The 16,388-nt window shown below is 70.6% G+C and carries 14 protein-coding genes; 2 read left to right on the forward strand and 12 right to left on the reverse strand.

The annotated features are described in order from the left end of the window. From ACQB60_RS04935 to folC, 11 genes are all read right to left on the reverse strand, one after another. On the reverse strand, window positions 1-552 hold the full coding sequence (locus ACQB60_RS04935; protein ID WP_496924534.1) for a GNAT family N-acetyltransferase: 552 nt from the start codon (window positions 550-552) through the stop codon (window positions 1-3). 20 nt (window positions 553-572) lie between these two features. Next, window positions 573-2,498 carry a TIGR03960 family B12-binding radical SAM protein gene (locus tag ACQB60_RS04940; RefSeq protein ID WP_496924535.1) on the reverse strand — a complete coding sequence of 642 codons (1,926 nt, stop codon included), beginning with the start codon at window positions 2,496-2,498 and terminating at the stop codon, window positions 573-575. A gap of 40 nt (window positions 2,499-2,538) precedes the next feature. Continuing rightward, window positions 2,539-4,098: a CYTH and CHAD domain-containing protein gene (locus tag ACQB60_RS04945; protein ID WP_496924536.1), complete on the reverse strand. Its 1,560-nt coding sequence runs from the start codon at window positions 4,096-4,098 to the stop codon at window positions 2,539-2,541. A 61-nt stretch (window positions 4,099-4,159) separates the two neighbouring features. Beyond that, entirely contained in the window at window positions 4,160-5,353 is a 1,194-nt protein-coding gene (gene rodA / locus ACQB60_RS04950; protein ID WP_496924537.1) for a rod shape-determining protein RodA, read from the reverse strand. 6 nt (window positions 5,354-5,359) lie between these two features. After that, on the reverse strand, window positions 5,360-7,543 hold the full coding sequence (gene mrdA, locus ACQB60_RS04955; protein ID WP_496924538.1) for a penicillin-binding protein 2: 2,184 nt from the start codon (window positions 7,541-7,543) through the stop codon (window positions 5,360-5,362). 37 nt (window positions 7,544-7,580) lie between these two features. Continuing rightward, complete coding sequence (gene mreD, locus ACQB60_RS04960; RefSeq protein ID WP_496924539.1) at window positions 7,581-8,258, reverse strand: rod shape-determining protein MreD; 678 nt, start codon at window positions 8,256-8,258, stop codon at window positions 7,581-7,583. A gap of 13 nt (window positions 8,259-8,271) precedes the next feature. Continuing rightward, window positions 8,272-9,222, reverse strand: coding sequence for a rod shape-determining protein MreC (gene mreC, locus ACQB60_RS04965; RefSeq protein WP_496924540.1), 951 nt, complete (start codon window positions 9,220-9,222; stop codon window positions 8,272-8,274). Between the two features lie 132 nt (window positions 9,223-9,354). Next, entirely contained in the window at window positions 9,355-10,374 is a 1,020-nt protein-coding gene (locus ACQB60_RS04970; RefSeq protein WP_030362602.1) for a rod shape-determining protein, read from the reverse strand. A 368-nt stretch (window positions 10,375-10,742) separates the two neighbouring features. Next, on the reverse strand, window positions 10,743-11,156 hold the full coding sequence (gene ndk / locus ACQB60_RS04975) for a nucleoside-diphosphate kinase (RefSeq protein WP_384851178.1): 414 nt from the start codon (window positions 11,154-11,156) through the stop codon (window positions 10,743-10,745). Between the two features lie 60 nt (window positions 11,157-11,216). Continuing rightward, on the reverse strand, window positions 11,217-11,582 hold the full coding sequence (locus ACQB60_RS04980) for a DUF4233 domain-containing protein (RefSeq protein ID WP_496924541.1): 366 nt from the start codon (window positions 11,580-11,582) through the stop codon (window positions 11,217-11,219). 5 nt (window positions 11,583-11,587) lie between these two features. Beyond that, on the reverse strand, window positions 11,588-13,111 hold the full coding sequence (gene folC, locus ACQB60_RS04985) for a bifunctional tetrahydrofolate synthase/dihydrofolate synthase (protein WP_496924542.1): 1,524 nt from the start codon (window positions 13,109-13,111) through the stop codon (window positions 11,588-11,590). 133 nt (window positions 13,112-13,244) lie between these two features. On the opposite strand from folC, the gene ACQB60_RS04990 reads away from it, so the two are divergent. Next, window positions 13,245-14,252 (forward strand): rod shape-determining protein, encoded by a 1,008-nt coding sequence (locus tag ACQB60_RS04990; RefSeq protein ID WP_496924543.1) that lies wholly within the window; start codon window positions 13,245-13,247, stop codon window positions 14,250-14,252. Window positions 14,253-14,389: 137 nt separating this feature from the next. On the opposite strand, the gene ACQB60_RS04995 is transcribed toward ACQB60_RS04990, so the two are convergent. Next, complete coding sequence (locus ACQB60_RS04995) at window positions 14,390-15,559, reverse strand: sensor histidine kinase (protein WP_496924544.1); 1,170 nt, start codon at window positions 15,557-15,559, stop codon at window positions 14,390-14,392. 158 nt (window positions 15,560-15,717) lie between these two features. Between ACQB60_RS04995 and ACQB60_RS05000 the strand changes: the two genes are divergently transcribed. Next, the gene (locus ACQB60_RS05000; RefSeq protein ID WP_496924545.1) at window positions 15,718-16,350 is read left to right on the forward strand and encodes a vitamin K epoxide reductase family protein; all 633 of its coding nucleotides are present in this window, start codon (window positions 15,718-15,720) and stop codon (window positions 16,348-16,350) included. Window positions 16,351-16,388 lie beyond the last annotated feature (38 nt).

The following is a 16,388-nucleotide window of genomic DNA, read 5'->3' on the forward strand; positions in this document are numbered from 1 at the left end:
CTAGACGTTCAATGGGCGGCGGTCGGTTCGGATCCAGTAGCGCAGCTTCCCGCCGCGCTCGTCCTCGAACTCCCCGTCCGCGGCCTCTATCACCTTGCGCGAACCGGAGTTGTCCACGTCGCACGTCACCAGCACGGATTCCAGGCCCAGTCGGGCCGCGTGCGGCAGACAGGCGCGCAGCATCGCGGTGGCGTGGCCGCGGCGGCGGGCACTGGGGCGGACGTCGTAGCCGATGTGGCCGCCGTACTCGCGCAGGAAGCGGGTGGCGACGGTGTGCCGGATGGAGAGGCGCCCCAGGTAGTCCGTCCCGTCCACGTACCAAAGGGTCGTGACGGGAACGGAGTTCGGCCCCTCGGGATGGGCGGCGGCGAGGACCTCGGCGACGTACGCGGCGAAGACCTCGGGGTCCTGCCAGCGGCCGCCGTAGTCGCGCAGCACCCGGCCGAGCGTCGTGTCGTCGCCGGGCGCGCCCCGCCCCTCGGCCCGGAACTCCTCCATCGCTGCGACGAAGGAGCGGTGGACCGGGCCGGCGGGCGGGGTGAGGCGGGGCATCCGGGGATGCTATCCGGGCGCTACTTCACGACCGTGAGCGGCAGGAGCTTCTTGCCGGTCGGGCCGATCTGGATCTCCGTCTGCATCTGCGGGCAGACGCCGCAGTCGAAGCAGGGCGTCCAGCGGCAGTCCTCGACCTCGGTCTCGTCGAGCGAGTCCTGCCAGTCGTCCCAGAGCCAGTCCTTGTCGAGGCCCGAGTCCAGGTGGTCCCAGGGCAGGACCTCCTCGTAGGTGCGCTCGCGCGTCGTGTACCAGTCGACGTCCACGCCGAAGGGGGCGAGCGCCTTGTCGGCGCAGGCCATCCAGCGGTCGTACGAGAAGTGCTCGCGCCAGCCGTCGAAGCGGCCGCCGTCCTCGTAGACGGCGCGGATGACGGCGCCGATGCGGCGGTCGCCGCGGGAGAGCAGGCCCTCGACGATGCCGGGCTTGCCGTCGTGGTAGCGGAAGCCGATGGAGCGGCCGTACTTCTTGTCGCCGCGGATCTTGTCGCGGAGCTTCTCCAGGCGGGCGTCGGTCTCCGCGGAGGAGAGCTGCGGGGCCCACTGGAAGGGGGTGTGGGGCTTCGGCACGAAGCCGCCGATGGAGACCGTGCAGCGGATGTCGTTCGAGCCGGAGACCTCGCGGCCCTTCTGGATCACGTTCATCGCCATGTCGGCGATCTGCAGGACGTCGTCGTCCGTCTCGGTGGGCAGGCCGCACATGAAGTACAGCTTCACCTGGCGCCAGCCGTTGCCGTACGCGGTGGCGACGGTCCGGATCAGGTCCTCTTCGCTGACCATCTTGTTGATGACCTTGCGCATGCGCTCACTGCCGCCCTCGGGGGCGAAGGTGAGGCCGGAGCGGCGGCCGTTGCGCGTGAGCTCGTTGGCCAGGTCGACGTTGAACGCGTCCACCCGGGTCGAGGGGAGGGAGAGGCCGATCTTGTCTTCCTCGTACCGGTCGGCCAGGCCCTTGGCGATGTCGCCGATCTCGGAGTGGTCGGCGGAGGAGAGGGAGAGCAGGCCGACCTCTTCGAAGCCGGTGGCCTTCAGACCCTTCTCCACCATGTCGCCGATGCCGGTGATGCTGCGCTCCCGCACCGGGCGGGTGATCATGCCCGCCTGGCAGAAGCGGCAGCCGCGGGTGCAGCCGCGGAAGATCTCGACCGACATGCGCTCGTGGACCGTCTCCGCGAGCGGGACCAGGGGCTGCTTCGGGTACGGCCACTCGTCCAGGTCCATGACGGTGTGCTTGGACACGCGCCACGGGACGCCCGACTTGTTGGGCACGACGCGGCCGATGCGGCCGTCCGGGAGGTACTCCACGTCATAGAAGGCCGGGACGTAGACGCTGCCGGTCTTCGCGAGGCGGAACAGGACCTCCTCGCGGCCGCCGGGGCAGCCCTCGGCCTTCCACGCGCGGATGATCTCCGTCATGTCGAGCACGGCCTGCTCGCCGTCGCCGATCACGGCGCAGTCGATGAACTCGGCGATCGGCTCGGGGTTGAAGGCCGCGTGGCCGCCCGCGAGGACGATCGGGTCGTCGATCGTGCGGTCCTTGGACTCCAGGGGGATGCCCGCGAGGTCCAGGGCCGTCAGCATGTTCGTGTAGCCGAGCTCCGTGGAGAAGCTGAGCCCGAAGACGTCGAAGGCGCGGACGGGGCGGTGCGAGTCCACGGTGAACTGGGGGACCTTGTGCTCCCGCATCAGCTCTTCGAGGTCCGGCCACACGCTGTACGTGCGCTCGGCGAGCACGCCCTCGCGCTCGTTCAGCACCTCGTAGAGGATCATGACGCCCTGGTTGGGCAGCCCCACCTCGTAGGCGTCCGGGTACATCAGGGCCCAGCGGACGTCGCACGACTCCCACGGCTTGACGGTGGAGTTCAGCTCACCGCCGACGTACTGAATCGGCTTCTGCACATGGGGCAGCAGGGCCTCAAGCTGAGGGAAGACGGACTCGGCAGGCATCTCGCGAACCTTCGTGAGCTGGCAGGGGTGACCCTCAAGCCTAACGCGTCCGGCGTAGCGCCCCGGCCCGTTCACTGATCGGCTCCCATGTCTCGGGCAGCGCCCACTCCGCCCAGGCGGCCCGCAGCTCCTCCCGCCCGTACAGGACCCCGTACGTGAACGCGCTCTCCCCCGCCGCCTGCGCCTGCACCCCCAGGTCCCTGAGCACGGGCCGCGCCATCACGCTGTCCTGGTGGTCGCCGAGCAGCCCCTGCAGCGCCTTCATGTCCCGGACCGTCTCGGCGGCGGGCTCGCCCAGCGCCTTCTTGGCCGCCTCCGCCGCGTACCGGGTGCGCTTGGCGGACTTGCGGGCCGCGTGCAGCGACAGGTCGCGCTCGGTGCCCGGGCTCTCGGCGAGGGCCGCCTCGATGTGCTTGCCGAGCCGGGCGTAGCCGCGCAGCACCGCCTTGGCGAGGGCGTCCTCGGAGATCTTCGTACGCAGCGGGGGCTCCGCGACGAGCGCGTCCACTCTCTCCAGGAGGGCCAGGTACCGCTTGCCGTCGAGCACCGCGACCAGGTGGCGCCGGGAGCCCTGCCTGCGCGCCCGCGACCAGGTGCGCAGCCGGGTGCGGACGGGGCCCACGACCAGCTCGCGCGGCAGCCGGTCCAGCGACTCGAAGAGCCGCTCGGTGAGCACCTCCCGGTCCCGGTCCAGGCCCAACTCCCCTGCCAGCCACTTCAGTTCGTCCCCGATCGGATCCGTGACCGCGCGGTCCAGGACCTTCCGGTACGACTTGAAGGCGCTGCGCATGCGCCGGGTGGCGACCCGCATCTGGTGCACCGAGTCGGGCAGGTCGCGGCGGACGGCGGGGTCGAGCTCGACGAGGGCGTCGCGCTGCACGCGGAGGTAGGCGAGGACGTGGTCGGCGGGGGTGCCCGTTTTCCCGGACTTCCCCGACTTCCCCGACGTCTTCTCCTTCTTCGGCTTCTTCGGCTTCTTCGGCTTGCTTCGCTTCGGCGCCGTCCCCTCCTGCGCCCTGGCCAGCTTCGACGCCGAGTCCGACCGCTCCACCCCCGCCTTGCGCAGCTTCTTCTCGACCTTGTCCAGGAGCGCCGGGTCCCCGTCGTCCGCCAGCTCCACCTCGATCTCGGTCCACTCGGCCGTGCCGCCCTCGCCGGTGAGCCGCTCCGCCCGCACCCGGTCGACGCTGAACTCGGCGAGCAGCGCGCCCTCGGGGTCCACGAGGTGGCTCAGGTCGCGCGCGGACAACAGCCGCATGACGGGGGCGAGTTCGGCGTCGCGCACCCGGGACCGCACCAGGCCGAGGAGCGCGCGCGGCACCGTGTCCGAGAGCGGGGCCCGGACCTCGTCGCGCACGCCCTCCGCCAGGGAGACCGGCAGCTTCAGGTGCCAGCCCGCGTCGTCGCCGCCCGTGCGGCGGCGCAGCGTGATGGAGGCGGCGGCCAGGCGCTGGTCGGCGGTGTCGTAGTAGACGGCATCGAGCTCGGCGACGCCCTTGTCGAGGACGCCCGCGACCCCGGCGACGCGGGTCAGGTCGGGCAGCTCGGTGCCCGGCACGACGTCGTACTTCCGCTCGATCTCGCGCTTCGTCTCCGCCATGACCCGAATTTAGACGCCAGGCGGGGCCCTGGGCAGCCCCAGGACCGGTCTCCCCGAAGAGCTACGCCGACATGGGCCGCTGCACCTTGATCGACTGCAGCAGCCCGACCGCCACCCACACCGCGAACATCGACGACCCTCCGTACGAGACGAAGGGCAGCGGCAGACCGGCGACCGGCATGATGCCGAGCGTCATCCCGATGTTCTCGAAGGACTGGAAGGCGAACCAGGCGATGATCCCGGCCGCGACGATCGTGCCGTACAGCTCGGTCGTCTCCCGCGCGATGCGGCAGGCCCGCCACAGGATCACGCCGAGGAGCAGCAGGATCGCCCCGGCGCCGACGAAGCCGAGCTCCTCGCCCGCGACCGTGAAGACGAAGTCCGTCTGCTGTTCGGGGACGAACTGGCCGGTGGTCTGCGAGCCGTGGAAGAGGCCCGAGCCCGAAAGGCCGCCCGAACCGATCGCGATGCGCGCCTGGTTGGTGTTGTAGCCGACGCCCGCCGGGTCGAGCGCGGGGTTGGCGAAGGCCGCGAAGCGGGCGATCTGGTAGTCGTCGAGGACGCCGAGCTGCCAGACCGCGATGGCGCCCGCCGCGCCCGTGCCGACGAGCCCGAAGATCCAGCGGTTGGAGGCTCCGGAGGCGAGCAGCACGCCCAGCAGGATCATCACCATCACCATGACCGAGCCGAGGTCGGGCATGAGCAGGACGATCAGTATCGGGACGGTCGCCAGGCCCAGGGCCTGCAGGACCGTGCGGTGGTCGGGGTGGACCTTGTCGCCCGCGTCGACGCGGGCGGCGAGCAGCATCGCCATGCCCAGGATGATCGTGATCTTCACGAACTCGGAGGGCTGCAGCGACTGCCCGCCGATCACGAGCCACGCGTGCGCGCCGTTGATGGTCGCGCCGAGCGGGGTGAGGACGAGCAGGACCAGGAAGACCGAGACGCCGTAGAGGATCGGCACGGCGGTGCGCAGGGTGCGGTGGCCGAGCCAGACGGTGCCGACCATCAGGGCGAGGCCGATGCCGATGTTCCCGACGTGCTTGAGCAGGAAGGCGTAGGGGTCGTCGCCCACCAGCTCGGTGCGGTTGCGGGTGGCCGAGTAGACGAGCGCGCAGCCGATCGCGGAGAGCGCGAGCGCCGCGAGGAGCATCGGCCAGTCCATCCGGCGCACTATCGAGTCGCGCGCGAACAGCCGGGAGAGCGTGGAGCGTTCGGGGCCGTAGCCGGAGACGGAGAAGCCGTTGCCTGTCATCACGGGTCAGTCCCTCCGTCCGGCCGTGGCGCCGGGCAGCGCGGCCGCGAGCTCCTGCTGCTCCTGCGGCGGCTTCGGCTTCTCCGGCTTGAAGGGCTTGATCTTTGGGGAGTCGATCGACCCGTCCGGCTCGATCTTCGGCAGGGACTTCTGCGGCTCGGGAAGCAGCGCCTTCTTGAGGTCCTGCTTGCCGCTCTCGTCCAGGCCGTAGATGCCGTCGTAGATCTTGCGCACGGCGGGGCCGGAGGCCCCGGAACCCGTACCACCCTGGGAGATCGTCATCACGATCGAGTAGTCCTTGGTGTACGTGGCGAACCAGGAGGTCGTCTGCTTGCCGTAGACCTCGGCCGTGCCCGTCTTGGCGTGCATCGGGATCTTGTCCTGCGGCCAGCCGCCGAAGCGCCAGGCGGCGGTGCCGCGGGTGGCGACTCCCGCGAGGGCACCGTCTATGTCGTCGCGGGTCTTCTGCGTCATCGGCAGCTTGCCGTGCGACTTGGGCTTGATCTCCTCGACCTGCTTGCCGTCGGCGCTGACGATCGCCTTGCCGACGGTGGGGTCGTGGAGGGTGCCGCCGTTGGCGATGGCGGCGTAGATGGAGGCCATCTGGATCGGCGTGACGAGGGTGTCGCCCTGGCCGATGGAGTAGTTGACGGAGTCACCGGCGCGCATCTTCATGCCTTCCAGGCAGTTCTCGTACGCGATGCGCTCGGCGTAGTCGCCGCTCTTCTTGCCGGACTTGCACCAGCCGTCCTTGTTGGCCTTCCAGTAGTCCTTCTTCCACTGGCGGTCCGGGACGCGGCCGCTGACCTCGTTCGGCAGGTCGATGCCGGTCTCCTTGCCGAGGCCGAACTGGTGGGCCGTCTTGTAGAACCAGTCCTTGGCGTCCTTCTTCGGCTTGTTGCCGCCGTCCTTGGCCCACTGGTCGTGGCTCAGCTTGTAGAAGACGGTGTCGCAGGAGACCTCGAGGGCCTGGCCGAGGGTGATGTTGCCGTGGCCCTCGGACTCGAAGTTCTTGAAGGTCTGGCCGCCGATGGAGTACGAACTCGGGCAGGGGTAGCGGCCGTTGAAGCTGTAGCCCGCGTTGACCGCCGCCGTCGAGGAGATGACCTTGAAGATCGAGCCGGGCGCTGCCTGGCCCTGGATCGCGCGGTTGAGCAGCGGGTAGTTGGACTTCTTGCCGGTGAGGTTGGCGTAGTCCTTGCCGGAGATCCCGCCGACCCAGGCGTTGGGGTCGTACGTCGGGTTGGAGGCCATGGAGACGATGCGGCCGGTCTTGTTCTCCATGACGACGACGGCGCCCGCGTCGGCCTTGTAGTTCTCGCCGGTGTTCTTGTCGAACTCGCCGCGGGCCTTCTTCATCGCGTCGTTGAGCCAGTACTCGGACAGGGCCTGGACCCGGGCGTCGATGCTGGTGACGACGTTCGAGCCGGGCTCGGCCTTGTCGGCCTTGGCCTTGCCGATGACGCGGCCGAGGTTGTCCACCTCGTAGCGGGTCACGCCCGCCTTGCCGCGCAGCTGCCTGTCGTAGGTGCGCTCCAGGCCGGAGCGGCCGACCTGGTCGGAGCGGAGGTAGGGCGAGTCGGTGTCCTTCGCCTTGTTGATCTCGTCGTCGGTGACGGGCGAGAGGTAGCCGAGGACCTGCGCGGTGTTGGACTTGCCGGGGGCGGCGTAGCGGCGCACGGCGGTGGGCTCGGCGGTGATGCCGGGGAAGTCCTCGGAGCGCTCACGGATCTGCAGGGCCTGCTTGGGAGTGGCCTCGTCCGTGATCGGGATGGGCTGGTAGGGCGAGCCGTTCCAGCAGGGCTGGGGGGTCTTGGAGTCGCAGAGGCGGACCTTGTCGGCGACGTCCTTGGGGCTCATCTCCAGGACGTCGGCGAGCTTGGCGAGGACCGCCTTGCCGTCGTCCTTCATCTTCATCAGGTCCGTGCGGGACGCCGAGACGACGAGGCGGGTCTCGTTGTCGGCGATGGGCACGCCGCGCGCGTCCAGGATCGAACCGCGCACGGCGGGCTGGACGACCTGCTGGACGTGGTTGCCGGAGGCTTCCTTGGCGTACTCGTCGCCGTTGCGGATCTGCAGGTACCAGAGGCGGCCGCCCAGGGTGAGCAGGAGGGAGACCACGAGGATCTGGAGAACGACGAGGCGGATCTGGACCCGTGGGGTCCGTCCCGTCTCAGGAATGTTGGTCACTTCGCATCGCCTCCCCGGTACGTGAAGTGGTGTGCGCTCACAGGCGCTTGACCCCCTTGATGCGTCCGGCCCGCGCGACCCGGGCCTTCGCCGCCTTCATCCGCAGACCCCCGCCGCGCTGGCTGCCGATGCGCAGTCCGGTCCCCGAGGAGAGCCAGCCGGACGAGACGTCGGCGGCCTTCGTGGAGCTCGACGAGCTCTCTCCCAGCGGGTCGTTGTCGGCGCGCCGGGCGAGGGCGATGATGAACGGCACCGTGAACGGCGCGAGCAGCAGGTCGTACAGGGCGGCCGTGAACAGCAGCCCGCCGAGGCCCACATGGCGGGCCGCGGTGTCGCCGACGAGGGCGCCCACGCCCGCGTACAGCAGGGTCGTGCCGATGGCGGCGCCGACGACCACGAAGAGCGGGCCGCTGGCCGAGCGGAGCTTGCCGCCCTCCGGCTTGGCGAGGCCCGCGAGGTAGCCGATGACGCAGAGCACCAGGGCGTAGCGCCCGGCGGCGTGGTCGGCGGGCGGCGCCAGGTCGGACAGGAGGCCGGCGCCGAAGCCGATGAGGGCGCCGCCGACGTGGCCGTAGACCAGGGCGAGCCCGAGGACGGTGAGGAGCACCAAGTCGGGTACGGCGCCCGGCAGTTGGAGGCGGGCGAGGACGCTCACCTGGATCACGAGGGCGACGACGACCAGCGTGGTGGAGAGCAGGATTCGGTTGAAGCGCATGGGTCCGGTGCTCCTACTGCTCGTAGCCGTTGTCGGCGTTGCCCTGGGGCTGTCCCGACGGGGTGGCCGTGACGGTCACCGTCGGGGTCGGCTTGGGCTTCTCGGGCTTGGGCGGGAGGACCGTGTCGCGGGGGTCCTCCCGGGGGGCCTCGACGACGACGCCGACGATGTCGAGCTTGGTGAAGCCGACGTACGGCTTGACGTAGACGGTGCGGGTGAGGTCGCCGCCGGAGGGGTCGACGCGGACGACCTCGCCGACCGGGACGCCGGGCACGAACGGCTTGTCCTTCTGCGAGCCGAAGGTCACCAGGCGGTCGCCCTTCCTGACCTTGGCCTTGCCGTTGAGGAGCTGCACCGCGAGCGGGCGGTCGCCCTGGCCGGTGGCGAAGCCGAGTTCGTCGGTCTTCTCCATGCGGGTGCCGACGGTGAAGTCCGGGTCGTTGGCGAGCAGGACCGTGGCGGTGTTCGGGCCGACCGTGGTGACGCGGCCGACGAGCCCGTCCCCGTTCAGGACCGTCATGTCGCGCTTGAGGCCGTCGTCCGAGCCGGCGTCGATGGTGACGGTCCAGGAGAAGCCCTGGGCCGCTCCTATGCCGATGACCTCGGCGCCCTTGATGCCGTACTGCCCGGCGCCCGCCTTCTTCAGCATGGCGTCGAGCTGGCGGACCCGGCTGCGGTTGCGGTCGTCGCTGCCGAGCTTGGCCTTCAACGCGGCGTTCTGGCGCTCGAGTTCGGCGATCCGATCGTGCCGGTCACCGGAGTCACGGACCGCGCCGATGGCGTTGCCGATCGGGTCGACGGCTGCCGACACTCCGTTCTCGACCGGTCCGAAGACGGTCGCGGCGGCCTGGCGGGCACCGTCGACCGGCGAGTCCTCGCCCCCTCTGATGTCCACCGTGATCAGTGCGAACGCGATGGCGATCAGCAGCACCAGGAGCAGCCGGCTCTCTCGTGTGTCCCTCACGTGCGGCGGCCGTGCCTTCCTCAGTAGGAATCTGCAGAGTCTCTCTGCCGTGCCTGTATTGCTATGCCTCTATATCAACGATCCGCCGCACGGGACGGCAGGTACCCGTACGGCGGATTTCAGAGTGTCAGCTCATCTGCGGGGCTGGGCGTCCAGCACCTGCTGGAGCGCCTCGAACTCCTCGACACACTTGCCGGAGCCGAGCGCCACGCTGTCCAGCGGGTCCTCGGCGATGTGGATCGGCATGCCCGTCTCACGGCGCAGGCGCTCGTCGAGCCCGCGCAGCAAGGCGCCGCCACCCGTCAGAACGATGCCGCGGTCCATGACGTCACCCGACAGCTCGGGCGGGCACTTGTCGAGCGTCGTCTTCACCGCGTCCACGATCGCGTTGACCGGCTCCTCGATGGCCTTGCGGACCTCCGCGGCGGAGATGACGACGGTCTTCGGGAGGCCGGAGACCAGGTCCCGGCCGCGGATCTCGGTGTGCTCGTCGGCGTCCATGTCGTACGCGGAGCCGATGGTGATCTTGATCTGCTCGGCCGTGCGCTCGCCGAGGAGGAGGGAGTACTCCTTCTTGATGTGCTGGATGATCGCGTTGTCCAGCTCGTCGCCGGCGACGCGGATGGACTGCGCCGTGACGATTCCGCCGAGCGAGATGACGGCGACCTCGGTGGTGCCGCCGCCGATGTCCACCACCATGTTGCCGGTGGCCTCGTGGACCGGGAGGCCGGAGCCGATGGCCGCGGCCATGGGCTCCTCGATGATGTGCACCTGGCGGGCGCCGGCCTGCGAGGACGCCTCGATGACCGCGCGGCGCTCGACGCCGGTGATGCCCGAGGGCACACAGACGACGACGCGGGGGCGGGCCAGGTAGCGGCGCTTGTGGATCTTCAGGATGAAGTAGCGGAGCATCCGCTCGGTGATTTCGAAGTCGGCGATGACGCCGTCCTTCAGCGGTCGCACGGCGACGATGTTGCCGGGCGTGCGCCCGATCATCTTCTTCGCTTCCGCGCCGACCGCGAGGATGCCGCCGGTGTTGGTGTTGATCGCGACGACGGATGGTTCGTTGAGTACGATCCCCCGACCCCTGACGTACACCAGCGTGTTGGCGGTCCCGAGGTCGACAGCCATGTCACGGCCGATGAACGACATGTTGTTCCCCATGAGGATGCGTCTGGCCTTCCCTAGTGGAGCGTGTGATGGCTTGTTAGGTAGGCGAGGTGGGTGCTGTGTGGCGTGGAGGCTTCCATCGTAGTCTCGCCTGCACGGACACGGCGCGAGGGTCTTCGCCATTGTCAGCAGATGATGGGGCGCCCCGCTCTTGGAGACGTGCCATCGGAGGCATGGGTTCCCCCAATTGGGGCGCATATGCCAAGGGACGGCCGAACTTCTCCGGCCGTCCCAGGTCAGAGCGGTGCGGCGCTGACAAGGCGTCAGAAGCGCGTCCACATCGCGGACGGGCATTTCTGGATCTCTTACGCGAGATTTAAGGAATCCCTTACGCGGGACTCACACGCGACTTATGCGATGCCGGGGAAGAAGATCTTCAGCTCCCGCTCGGCGGACTCCTCCGAGTCCGACGCGTGGATGAGGTTCTCGCGCACGATGGTGCCGAAGTCGCCGCGAATGGAGCCGGGGGCGGCGGCGATGGGGTCGGTGGGACCCGCGAGCTGACGCACGCCCTCGATGACGCGCTCGCCCTCGACGACGAGAGCGACGACCGGGCCGGACGACATGAAGGCCACAAGCGGCTCGTAGAAGGGCTTGCCCTTGTGCTCGCCGTAGTGCTGCTCCAGGGTCTCCTGGTCCAGGGAGCGGAGCTCGAGCGCGCTGATGGTCCAGTTCGCCTTGCGCTCGATCCGGCCGATGAGCTCGCCGATCAGACCCCGGCGGACGGCGTCGGGCTTCAGCAGGACGAGGGTGCGCTGGCTCATGGTGTGCGGCTCCAAGCGGGTCAACGGATACGGGGATTCCCCGCACCCTACCGGGGGCCACTACGCGGCGTTACCTCCGGCCTCGGCGGCGGCCTCCGCCTGGGCCGCGAACCGCGCCTTCGCCTCGTCGATCTTGCGGCCGAAGTGGACCGACGCCCACCACAGGGCGGCGAAGACCGCGCCCATGAAGAACATCGTCGGGACCACGAAGCCGCTCGCGATCAGGGCGATCTGGAGGGCCCAGCCGAGCTGGACGCCGCCGGGGCGCGTGATCATCCCGCAGAGCAGGACGCACAGGAGCATCGCGATGCCGCAGACCGTCCAGACGGTGCCCATCGTCAGGTCCGGGTCCTTCATGGCGACCAGGCCCGCGAACCCCACGATGAAGAACTCGCCGATCAGCGTCGAAGCGCAGAGCGTACGCACAGCGGTCAGCCCCTCCCCAGGAGCAGTCGGGCCTCGCCGACGGTGATGACGGAGCCGGTGACGAGGACGCCGCCGCCGGCGTACTCGCCCTCCTCCTCGGCGAGCGTGATCGCGGCCTCCAAGGCGTCGTCCAGGCGCGGCTCGACCTGCACCCGGTCCTCGCCGAAGACCTCGACGGCGACGCCCGCGAGGGCGTCCGCGTCCATCGCGCGGTGGCTGGAGTTCTGCGTGACGACGATCTCGGCGAAGATCGGCTCGAAGGCTTCGAGGAGGCCCCGGACGTCCTTGTCGTCGCTCGCGCCGACCACGCCGATCAGGCGGCTGAAGTCGAAGACCTCGCTGATCGCGGCGGCGGTGGCGCGGGCACCCGCGGGGTTGTGCGCGGCGTCCACCACGACGGTCGGCGAGCGGCGCACGACCTCCAGGCGGCCGGGCGAGGACACCGAGGCGAACGCCTTGCGGATGGTCTCGATGTCGAGCGGCCGTGCGTGCTGCGAGCCGATGCCGAAGAACGCCTCGACGGCGGCGAGCGCCACCGCGGCGTTGTGCGCCTGGTACTCGCCGTGCAGCGGCAGGAACACCTCCTCGTACTCCCCGCCGAGGCCGCGCAGGGTCAGGAGCTGGCCGCCGACCGCGACCTGGCGGGCGACGACGCCGAACTCCAGGCCCTCGCGCGCGACCGTCGCGTCCACGTCGACGGCCTTCTTCAGGAGCACCTGGGCGGCGTCGACCGGCTGCTGGGCGAGGATCACCGTGGCGTCCGGCTTGATGATCCCGGACTTCTCGACGGCGATCTCGGCGGGCGTGGAGCCGAGCCGGTCCGTGTGGTCGAGGTCGATGGGGGTGATGACGGCGACGGAGCCGTCGATCACGTTCGTCGCGTCCCAGCTGCCGCCCATGCCGACCTCGACGACCGCCACGTCCACCGGGGCGTCCGCGAACGCGGCGTAGGCCATGCCCGTGAGCACCTCGAAGAAGGAGAGGCGGTACTCCTGCTGGGAGTCGACCATCTCCACGTACGGCTTGATGTCTTGGTACGTCTCGATGAAGCGCTCGGGGGCGATGGGGGCGCCGTCCAGGCTGATCCGCTCGGTGATCGACTGGACGTGCGGCGAGGTGTAGCGGCCGGTGCGGAGCTCGAAGGCGGCGAAGAGGGCCTCGATCATGCGAGCCGTCGACGTCTTCCCGTTCGTCCCCGTGATGTGGATCGACGGGTAGGCGCGCTGGGGCTCGCCCAGCACGTCCATCAGGGCCGCGATGCGGCTGACGGAGGGCTCCAGCTTGGTCTCGCCCCAGCGGCCCGCGAGCTCGGTCTCCACCTCGCGCAGGGCCCGGTCCACCTCCGGGTCGGCCGGGCGGGCCGGGACGTCTCCCTCGGGCGGGCCCGACTGGGTGCGCAGGGTGCGGCTGCCCGCCTCGATCAGCGCGAGGTCGGGGTCGCGGTCGGTCTCGGCCTCGACGATCTCCTCGAAGGTCGAAGGGACATCGCCGTCGTCGGCACGGTCGTCATGCGGGGGCAGCTCACTCACGTACGCCAGTCTACGGAGCCCCACCGACAGCGGCCGTCGCCCCACCGGCAGCGGGCGTTCAGGACCTTCGGCCCGCCCGATTCGGGACTTTGGTCCCGCCGAACCGGAGAATCGCCGGGCAAACTTGGCGATCATGGACATAGGCATCGACCTCGGTACGGCGAACACCCTCCTCTACGTCCGCGGCCAGGGCATCGTGCTCAACGAGCCCTCGGTGGTCGCCGTCAAGGAGGGCGCCAAGGGCGCTCTCGCCGTCGGCACCGATGCCAAGGAGACCATCGGCCGGACTCCCGGCTCCATCACGGCGATCCGCCCCCTGCGCGACGGCGTGATCAGCGACTACGAGGCCGCCGAGGAGATGATCCGGCACTTCGTGCGCAAGGTCGTGCCGGGCCGTCGCCCCCGCACCCGCATGGTGGTCTGCGTGCCCTCCGGGGTCACCCCCGTCGAGCGCCGCGCCATCGTCCACGCCGCGCAGCGCTCGGGCGCCCGCGCCGTGCACCTGGTCGAGGAGCCGATGGCGGCCGCGATCGGGGCGGGCCTGCCGGTGGCCGAGCCGCGCGGCTCGATGGTCGTCGACATCGGCGGCGGCACGACCGAGGTCGCCGTCATCTCGCTCGGCGGCATCGTCACCGCGCAGTCCCTGCGGGTCGGCGGCGACCGCCTCGACACCGCGATCACCGACTACGTACGCAAGGAGCACGCGCTCCTCATCGGCGAGCGCACCGCCGAGGACATCAAGGTCGCGATCGGCTCGGCGTGGCCGGTGCCGGGCGAGGACGCCTTCGAGATGCGGACGTTCACCGTGCGCGGCCGCGAGAAGGTGGGCGGCCTGCCGAAGACGGTGGACCTGACCGCGCGCGAGGTGCGGGCCGCCCTCGACGAGCCGGTGGAGCAGATCATCGCCGCCGTGAAGGCGACCCTGGAGGAGTGCCCGCCGGAGCTGTCCGGCGACATCATGGAGCACGGGATCGTGATCACCGGTGGCGGCGCCCTGCTCCCCGGGCTCGACCTGCGCGTCTCCTCCGCGACGGGCATCCCCGTCGTCGTGGCCGAGGACCCGCTGGACAGCGTCGCGCACGGCTGCGGCAAGTGCGTGGAGGACTTCGACGGGCTGGAGCGGGTGATGTCCGCGGCGTGACCCTCGCGGGTCGCGTGACCGTCGGGGTGCGGCGCCCTTCCCGGGGCTGCGCCCCTGGCCCCCCATCGGCCTTCGGCCTCGTCCTCAATCCCCCCAAGCTCTTAAGGAGCAGGGGGGGACCCCCTTGACGGGCTGAACTACCCCAGCTGTCCCGCCGGCAGCTCCGCCACCACCTCGTACACCCCGTCCTTCGGACCGGCCGTGAACGACCCGCCCACCGTCCGCACCCGCTCCGCCATCCCCGCCGTCCCCGTACCCGCCGACACCGGCGCCGACAGGGGAGCCGTCGCCGGGAGCGCGTTGCGGACGCGGACGCGGAGGAAGGGCGCCTCGATCGTGACGTGGACGTGGACCGTCTCGCCCGGCGCGTGCTTGGCCGCGTTCGTCAGGCACTCCTGGACCACCCGGTGCACCGCCGCCTGGCGCAGCGGGGAGAGGCGGTAGGCGGCGCCGTCGACGAGCAACTCGACGGGGCTGCCCGCGCGGCCGCTGCGCTCGGCGAGCTCCGGCAGGGCGTCCAGGCCGGGGGTGGGGGCGCCGTCGGTGCCGCGCTGGACGATGATCTCGTTGAGCATGCGGTGGGCGCAGCGCGCCGTCTCGGAGAGTTCCTCGAAGCCCGCCGCGCCGACCTCGTGTCCGCCGCCCGCGGCCCGGCGGGCCAGGACCTGGGAGCGGACGCTCAGCAGCGTCAGCTCGCGCCCCACGAAGTCGTGCACGTCCCGGGCGATGCGCATCCGCTCGCGCTGCACCGCGTGCAGGGCCTCCGTCTCGGCCCGCTGCTCCTGGAGCGCGCGCACCAGGTCCTGGCGGTTGGCCGCGACCCCGACGCCCGCCGCGAGCGCCCCGATCGGCACGACCAGGCTGAGGAAGGAGCTGAGCGTCTCACCGCGGTGCGGCGGCCAGCCCGGCTGCAGGAACATGACGTACGCGAAGGCGACGTACCCGACGACACCGAGCACCGCCGCCCGGCGCCCCCGGTAGCGGCCCACCGAGTAGAGCGCGAACTGGGCGAGCGTCAGCTCGTGCAGCCAGCCCAGGAACAGCAGCGCGACGGCGTACGGGACCCAGGGCAGCGAGCGGCGCACCATGAGGGACGCGGCGCCGAGGGCGAGGACGACGGCGGCCATCGCGCCGTTGAGGGAGTTGTCGCCCGCGGCCAGGCCCGGGATGTCCAGGGCGAGCAGGGCGAGACAGCTGAGCGAGGTGAGCAGGTCCAGGGCTCGCTGACTCTGCGCGGCACGCCCGGCGAGGCGGCGGCCGCTGGCCACCGCCTGACGTATCGCCGTGCGGGCGGCCCTGTCGTGCATCTCTCCATCATCCAAGGTCTTTCGGCCCGATTGAACGGACTTCCGGCCTGGATGTGGTGATTTGCAGCACTGTGTGCGACCGCAACGGGACCTTCGCCCGGCGCCTCGGGACCAACGCGTCTACCGGACGGCTCCCCACCCCGGTCACGGTCGAATGCATGCCCTCCGCCACCCGGACCGCGTCCCCCGCGCCGCCGACCGAGACCCCGGCCGCCCCCGCCCGCGGCTGCCGCCCGCTCGGCCTGCTCCTGCTCGTCGCGGGCGCCGTCGGCACGCTGGCCTCGGCCGTCCTGACGTACGACCGGATCCAGTCCCTGGCGAACCCGGCCTTCTCCCCCGGCTGCAACATCAACGCGGTGCTCAGCTGCACCGACGTCATGACGACCTGGCAGTCCAACCTCTTCGGCTTCCCGAACATGCTGCTCGGCATCGCCGGGTTCGCCGTCCTGGGTGCGCTGGGCCTCGTCCTCGCGGTGGGCGCCGTGTTCCCGCGGTGGCTGTGGCTCTGCGTGCAGGCGGCCGTGACGGGGGCCTTCGCCTTCGTGGTGTGGCTGGCGAGCCAGTGCCTGTACGTGATCGGGGCGCTGTGCCCCTGGTGCATGCTCGTGTGGGCGGTGACGATCCCGGTGTTCTGGTGCGTCACGGTGCGCTCGCTGCGGACGAGGGCGCTGCCCGCGCCGTCCTGGCTGGTGCGCGCGCTCGCACCGCGCTACGCGTGGCTCGGGCTCGCCCTGATCTACGGCGTCCTCACCGCGCTCGTACTGATCCGTTTCGGCGACCAACTGCTCTGATCCCGGGTGCGCACGGCGCGGCGAGGCGATCATGGCCG

Origin of the sequence: Streptomyces odontotermitis (assembly GCF_050510915.1) — a bacterium.
Lineage (GTDB): Bacteria > Actinomycetota > Actinomycetes > Streptomycetales > Streptomycetaceae > Streptomyces.